The organism is Roseibium aggregatum (assembly GCF_014692675.1).
GTDB lineage: Bacteria > Pseudomonadota > Alphaproteobacteria > Rhizobiales > Stappiaceae > Roseibium > Roseibium aggregatum_C.
In genome coordinates, this window is sequence record NZ_JABFCZ010000065.1 from 1 (window position 1) to 2485 (window position 2485).

Below are 2485 nucleotides of genomic sequence, written 5' to 3' on the forward strand. Positions count from 1 at the left end.
TCGACCTGGGATACGGGCGTTTCGGCGATGCGTGCCAGGACATCGGCAAGCCAGGCTTGCGGGTCGACGTCATTGAGCTTCGCCGTGTTGAGCAGTGTCACCATAAAGGCGGCGCGGTCGGCACCGCGATCCGATCCGGCGAACAGCCATGACTTCCTGCCGAGGGCAAAGCCGCGCAAGGCCCGTTCGGCGGCATTGTTCGTCAGGCAGATCCGGCCGTCGTGAAGGAAGGTGGTGAAGCCGTCCCAACGCTTGAGCATGTAATCAATCGCCTCGGCAACCGAGGAGCTGCGCGACAGCTTGCCCCGTTCGGTCCGCAACCATTCCTCAAGACCTTCGGCAAGCGGAACGCTGTCCCTGCGCCGCCGCTCCAGGCGTTCGCCGGCAGAGAGCCCGTTGATCTCGCGCTCGATGTCAAACAGGGCATCAATGCGCGTGACCGCCTCCAGCGCAATCGGTGAGATCGGTGCGGCGTTCTTCCTGCGCCTGGCGTTGGCAGCGATGTCGGCAAGCACGAAGAACTTGCGGCGCGCATGTGACCAGCACAGCGCCTGGGTCAGCGGACCGGGATCACGGTCCACCTTGAACAGTGGATTGTAGCCGCTGTAGGCGTCAGCTTGCAGAATGCCGGTAAAGCTCTTCAGATGGCACTCGGGGTGTTCCTGGCGCCGGTTGCGAGAAGCATAGTAAAGGGCTGCCGGCGGAGATTGCCCGCCGAACGGGCGATCGTCACGAACATAGGTCCAAATTCGGCCGGTATCGGTCTTGCCCTTGGCGAGGATCGGTACGGTGGTGTCGTCACCGTGCAGGCGTTCGGCACTCAGCACATGCGCTTCGATCAGCAAATGGATCGGCTTGAGTGCCGCCGCGCAGGCGCCGACCTGGTCGGCCAGCGTCGACAGGCTGAGATCGATGCCCTCGCGCGAATAACGCTCGCTCTGCCGGTTCAGCGGTTGATGCTGCGCGAACTTCTCGAACAGGATCATTGCCAGGAGGTTCGGACCCGCAAAACCGCGCGGCGTCACATGGAACGGAGCCGGCGGCTGAGTGATCTTCTCGCACTCCCGGCAGGTGAACTTCTCCCGCACGGTCTGGATCACCTTCCACTGGCGCGGGATCACTTCCAGCGTCTCGGTGACATCCTCACCGAGCTTTGCCAGCTTCGCGGATCCGCAGCATGGACAGTTCTCCGGTGCGGCAACAACCACACGTTCGCGCGGCAGATGCTCCGGAAACGGTTTCTTTGACGGGCGCCTGCGTTCAAACGCTTTGACGGTCGATGATCGTGCCGAGACCTGTGCCGCCTGCTCGTCCTGGGCAGCATCGGCTTCCAGCTCTTCGAGCTGCAATTCCAACTGTTCCAGAAGGCGGGCCTTGCGCTCCGAGCGGTGTCCGTGGATCTCCCGCTTGAGCTTCTCGATCTCCAGCTTCAGCCGGGCGATCAGGGCTTCCGAGTGCGAGTTCACCGCCTGCGCACGGGCAGCGAGTGCCTCAGCTTCACGGCGGGCTGCCCGCTCCGCGAGGATCATCGCATGCGCACTGGCAAGGTCGTCGGGAAGGTGATCGGCCACATCGAGCATGGCGGGATGGAATCATATTCGTTCCCGCCATGCCAGCGCTTTCCGCTATCCGGCCGAGCTCGGCTTCCAGGTTTTTTGCGGCATCCGCCAATCGATGCCTTCCAGCAGGTAGCCGAGTTGGGTCGGCGTGATGGACACCGTGCCGTCCGCTGCCGATGGCCAGATGAACCGGCCGCGTTCCAGCTTCTTCGTGAACAGGCAGGCCCCTTGTCCATCGTGCCAAATCACCTTGATCAAACCTCCGCTCCGGCCGCGGAAGACAAACAGGTGGCCGCTCATAGGATCCTGCCTCAGTGTCTCCTGAACCATCAGCGACAGCCCGGGAAATCCTCTGCGCATATCCGTGTGGCCCGTCGCAAGCCAGACCTTCACGCCGCTCGGAACCGGGATCATCGCCGCTCCAGAAGATCGAGAATACGCCCCAGGGCTTCCGTGTCGATATCACTGTCGACCCGAACCCGTTTACCCCGGCCCAACTCGATCGTCACAACGCTCGGCTTACGCCGCGAACGTGGTGGCGGAGTTGGTTCCGGCGATTGACTAGGGGCCGGCAAAGACCCGGCATCGGAGATCGTTACCGGGACAAACTCAGGTGAAGATGTCGGTGCGGGTGTCCCGTGATCTGCAGCCGTTCGGCCGTCAGAGATCGTGCAGAGTTGCTTGCGCCACCGAAATAACTGGCTCACGTGGCAACCCGCCGCCCGGGCAATCTCAGACACGCTTGCGCCCGGTTCGAGGCATGCCGCTACAAGTCGCTCCTTGTCTTCCTGCGACCATCGCCGGCGTCGCTCCACCGACGTGATCACCTCGATATGCTGCTTGGTCATATGACTACTCCTAGTGCTATCACTAGGACTGGCAGTCTTCAGCCTACGCCAGCAAGACGGCCTTCACCGGAGGGGTAC

Annotated in this window: 3 protein-coding genes; all 3 read right to left on the reverse strand. The window is 62.6% G+C overall.

Annotated elements, in window-relative coordinates; all coding sequences use genetic code 11:
- The coding region (gene tnpC, locus HK439_RS26205; protein WP_190294433.1) for an IS66 family transposase at nucleotides 1-1580 on the reverse strand (1580 nt) is incomplete at its 3' end.
- A gap of 45 nt (nucleotides 1581-1625) precedes the next feature.
- Complete coding sequence (tnpB, locus tag HK439_RS26210; RefSeq protein WP_190294434.1) at nucleotides 1626-1973, reverse strand: IS66 family insertion sequence element accessory protein TnpB; 348 nt, start codon at nucleotides 1971-1973, stop codon at nucleotides 1626-1628.
- Nucleotides 1970-2407 (reverse strand): IS66-like element accessory protein TnpA, encoded by a 438-nt coding sequence (gene tnpA, locus HK439_RS26215; protein WP_190294435.1) that lies wholly within the window; start codon nucleotides 2405-2407, stop codon nucleotides 1970-1972. Before tnpA ends, tnpB begins: the two co-directional genes overlap by 4 nt.
- Nucleotides 2408-2485 lie beyond the last annotated feature (78 nt).